Genomic DNA, 4,364 nt, shown 5'->3' on the forward strand with positions numbered 1-4,364 from the left:
TGTGGCTGGCCGACCTGCGCGTACCGCCGATCAAGGTGCTGGTGGTCTTTACGCTCGGCGTGTTCTTTATGCGCGCGGCAGGCTGCGTGGTGAATGATTTTGCCGATCGTAAGATAGACGGGCACGTCAAACGTACCCGTTCGCGGCCGTTGCCGAGTGGTGCAGTGACCTCGACGGAAGCTAAGTTCCTATTTGGCGGTCTGGTGCTGGTGTCGTTTTGCCTGGTGCTGACCATGAATCTGATGACGATCCTGCTCTCTTTTGGCGGTCTGGCACTGGCCTGGACCTATCCGTTTATGAAGCGCTACACCCATCTGCCTCAGGTCGTGCTGGGCGCAGCATTTGGCTGGGCTATTCCTATGGGGTGGGCAGCCGTCAGTGAAACCGTGCCGCCAGCCTGCTGGCTGGTGTTTCTCGCCAATATTTGCTGGACGGTAGCTTACGATACGCAGTATGCAATGGTCGACAGGGACGACGACCTGAAGATTGGCGTAAAATCCACCGCCATTCTTTTTGGCCGTTTTGACAAGCTGATTATCGGCCTGTTGCAGCTGGCCACGCTGATACTGATGGCCGCAATCGGCTGGCTGATGCAGCTGGGAACACCTTTTTACTGTTCGCTGCTGGCCGCGGCCGCACTGTTTATTTATCAGCAGAAGCTGATCAGCGGCCGCGATCGTGATGCCTGTTTCCGGGGATTTCTGAATAACAATTATGTGGGGCTGATGCTGTTTATCGGTATCGCTTTAAGCTGTGCCCCGTTTTCCTGATTCGAGGGCAAATAAAAAAGGCCGGTGTGTGTACACCGGCCTTTTTTTATCTCTGCGTTACTCGTGCGTCAGCGCGCTTTCAATGGTCATCCGTACTTCCTGACTGATCAGATCGGCCAGCAGCTGATAAACCATGTGCGTGCGTGCATAGTGCGCATCGCCGGTATCGCTGATATAGCCTTCGTCACGCAGCGTTAGCACCAGCGTTGAAAATACCGCCTTGTCGAAGAACTCCGGCGCGTTGATGCCGTGCAGTACCGACAGGCGCTGCGCCATCGTGCGGCTCTCTTTCTCCAGCGTGCCACGGTTAATCGCCGGGTTAGCGCTGAGGATAGAGAAGGTAATAGCATAACGCTGCAGCGTCTCACGAACACCCGCCGCCAACAGCTGTAGCGTATGGAAACGGGCAGGGCTGAGACGCAGCGTTTGCGTCTGCTCATCGGCCGTCAACAGACCCTGGCGCGCCATTTCACTGACCAGCGGATCCAATACGCCCGGCAGCTCGTCTTTTTCCCAGTGCAGGAACAGCTCGCTCTTTAACATGGGATAAATCACGCTTACCTGGCGCAGCAGTTCGGCTCGCGTGAGTTCCTGATGCTGCATCAGGATCACCGCAATTACCGACGGCATCACCAGCATGTGGAGAATGTTATTGCGGTAATAGGTCATCAGGACCGCCTGCTCGCGCGGCAGAACGACGATCTCGCCAATATTATCCTGCTCGATCTCGAACTTGTTCATGCTGAGTGCATGACTCAGCAGGGCTTCTGGCGTCATATCCGGCACGGTAGCATCCGGCGAATAAGGCACGTTGCGCAGCAGCTGGATATAACAGTCCAGCTGTTCTACCAGCTGCTCACGGGTGAGCGAACGCTGGCGCGAAGCCAGCAGGGCCGTCACGCACAGATTCATGGCGTTGGCGGCACCAGCGTTGTTGATCCGCACCATCACGCGCTGGGCGATGTCGTTGACGGCTGGCGTCAGCCAGCCCGGACGCTGTGATTCAATCGGATCGATAGAGTCACGCCATTCCGGCACGTGTTTATTCAGGTAGGCAACCAGCGGCAGCGGTTCGCCGAAGTTAACATAGCCCTGGCCCAGGTTACGCAGCTTGCGCAGCCCACGCACCATCTGCATAAACCCTTCTTTTTCTTTCGTCGCGCCACGCAGCTCTTTCGCATAGGTACCGACTTCCATGACGTGCTCGTAGCCGATATAGATCGGTACCAGCGTAATCGGTCGGTTACCGCCGCGCAGCATCGCCTGAATAGTCATCGACAGCGTGCCGGTTTTAGGATCGAGCAGGCGCCCGGTACGGGAACGACCGCCTTCCACAAAATACTCTACGGAATAGCCACGGGTGAACAGCTCGCCCAGATATTCACGGAAAACGGTAGAGTACAGCTTGTTGCCTTTAAACGTACGGCGAATAAAGAAGGCGCCCAGGCGGCGGAAAATCGGGCCGGCTGGCCAGAAGTTCAGATTGATGCCCGCAGCAATATGCGGCGGCACCAGACCCTGGTGATAAAGGACGTAGGAAAGCAGCAGATAATCCATATGGCTGCGATGGCACGGCACATACACAATTTCATGGCCATCTTGCGCCAGCTGGCGTACACGTTCGCCGCCGTTGACGTTAATGCCCTGATAAAGCTTGCTCCACGTCCAGCCCATGATCCTGTCGGTAAGACGGATAGCCTCGTAAGAGAAATCAGCCGCCACTTCTTCCATCAGTTCAATCGCATTCTGCTGCGCTTTCTCATGGGAGATTTTCTTGCTGCGCGCTTCGTCCTCTACGGCCTTCGCGATAGCTTTGGACTGCAGAAGCTTATTGAACAGATCCTGACGAACAGGCAGGCGCGGGCCGATGGCCGCAAGGCGCTGGCGGGCAAAGTGCATTCTGGCTACGCGCGCCAGTTTCTGAGCAATAGTTTTATCGGTGCCGTGCTCGGTCGCCATACGGCGCAGCGATACCATCGGCGAGAAGCGCACGAAGCTGTCGCGGCCCAGCCACAGGACGGCGATAAATTTCTGGATGCCGTTCAACACGCGCAGATGCGGCTGGCTTTCGCCCTGAACTTCACGTCCTGGCGCCCGACCAAACATAATCGATACGGGGACCATCTGCACGTCCAGCAGCGGGTGGCTGCGATGCAGATCCAGATAGTCGTGAAACGTCTTTACGGATTCCGGATTGGCCGCGTAATAAGGAAACACGCGTGGCCCATCATGGATAAAGACGTAGCGGGGCAGCAGCGTGCCGTCGATCTCCAGCGGGTCTAAAGGATCGGGCAGATCCTCTTTGTGACACTGCTCACGCAGGGCCAGCAAATCGGCCTTTGAATCGTAGGGCAGCACATACATAATAGGGCGCGATGTATCCAGTCCCAGTTCAACAACCGGTTCGGCAGGGATCGCTTTACTCTTTACCAGCATTTTTACTGGAAAATTCAATAGTTTGTAATATAAATTACGCCAACCTGACATAGACAACATAAAGCCTCTTGTTAGCAAAGCGCCGCAAGCATACCAGAATCCGTGCACGAGATCTGTGATGTTGCAAAATGTGCGCTACCCTGACATTGACGTTAAACAGAACAAAGGGTTCCCTGATTATGGCAAATAACGCCACGGGTTTAACGCGGATCATAAAAGCTGCGGGGTATTCATGGAAAGGATTACGGGCAGCCTGGCAACATGAGGCGGCTTTCCGCCAGGAAGTGGTCGCTGCAGTTATCGCGATTATTATTGCCTGCTGGCTGGACGTGACGCCTGTGACCAGAGTATTGCTGATAGGCTCTGTTATGCTGGTGGTTATCGTGGAAATCCTCAACAGCGCCATAGAAGCCGTGGTCGACAGACTGGGCAATGAATACCACGTGCTTTCCGGCCGCGCCAAAGATATGGGTTCGGCGGCGGTGCTATTGGCTATCCTGTTAGCGGTATTTGTCTGGCTGACTCTCCTGCTTTCCCGCTAGCGCCTGAGTTAAATAGCTATAACTACGGTTTTTTATCCGGCTTGTGGTTTTCAATGACGAAATACCTGTATATACTCACAGTCGACTGTATAAACAACCAGGGGGCGGGATGAAAGCACTAACGGCAAGGCAGCAGCAGGTCTATGACCTGATTCGCCAGCACATTAACCAGACCGGCATGCCGCCGACACGGGCAGAGATCGCCGCCCAGCTCGGCTTCCGTTCCCCGAATGCGGCTGAAGAACACCTGAAGGCGCTGGCGCGTAAAGGCGTGATCGAAATCGTTTCCGGTGCGTCACGCGGTATTCGCCTGATGATGGAAGACGAAGACGGCTTACCGCTGATTGGCCGCGTGGCGGCGGGCGAACCGTTGCTGGCAGAACAGCACATTGAGGGCCACTATCAGGTCGATCCCGATCTGTTTAAGCCCGGTGCGGATTTCCTGCTGCGCGTCAGCGGCATGTCGATGAAGGATATCGGCATTATGGATGGCGATCTGCTGGCGGTTCACAAAACGCAGGACGTGCGCAACGGCCAGGTCGTGGTGGCACGTATTGATGACGAAGTTACCGTCAAGCGTTTGAAAAAGCAGGGTAACATCGTGCACCTGCTGCCC

The 4,364-nt window shown here is 55.6% G+C and carries 4 protein-coding genes; 3 read left to right on the plus strand and 1 reads right to left on the minus strand.

Annotation, left to right across the window (positions count from 1 at the left end):
• Positions 1 to 770, plus strand: a 770-nt coding sequence (ubiA, locus tag RTK32_RS19275; protein WP_312046816.1) for a 4-hydroxybenzoate octaprenyltransferase, incomplete at its 5' end; no start/stop codon positions are given.
• A gap of 57 nt (positions 771 to 827) precedes the next feature.
• Here the strand turns inward: ubiA and plsB are convergent.
• Positions 828 to 3,257 carry a glycerol-3-phosphate 1-O-acyltransferase PlsB gene (gene plsB, locus RTK32_RS19280; protein WP_312046821.1) on the minus strand — a complete coding sequence of 810 codons (2,430 nt, stop codon included), beginning with the start codon at positions 3,255 to 3,257 and terminating at the stop codon, positions 828 to 830.
• Between the two features lie 128 nt (positions 3,258 to 3,385).
• On the opposite strand from plsB, the gene RTK32_RS19285 reads away from it, so the two are divergent.
• Positions 3,386 to 3,748 carry a diacylglycerol kinase gene (locus tag RTK32_RS19285; protein WP_312046817.1) on the plus strand — a complete coding sequence of 121 codons (363 nt, stop codon included), beginning with the start codon at positions 3,386 to 3,388 and terminating at the stop codon, positions 3,746 to 3,748.
• Between the two features lie 109 nt (positions 3,749 to 3,857).
• A partial coding sequence (gene lexA, locus RTK32_RS19290) for a transcriptional repressor LexA (protein WP_312046819.1) occupies positions 3,858 to 4,364 on the plus strand: 507 nt, incomplete at its 3' end.

Source organism: Erwinia sp. (assembly GCF_031978025.1).
In the GTDB taxonomy this organism is placed as follows: Bacteria; Pseudomonadota; Gammaproteobacteria; order Enterobacterales; family Enterobacteriaceae; genus Erwinia.

Excerpts from the sequence above, each read along its gene's own strand:
- plsB (WP_312046821.1), bottom strand. The coding sequence starts at position 3,257 with ATGTCAGGTTGGCGTAATTTATATTACAAACTATTGAATTTTCCAGTA.
- RTK32_RS19285 (WP_312046817.1), top strand. The coding sequence starts at position 3,386 with ATGGCAAATAACGCCACGGGTTTAACGCGGATCATAAAAGCTGCGGGG.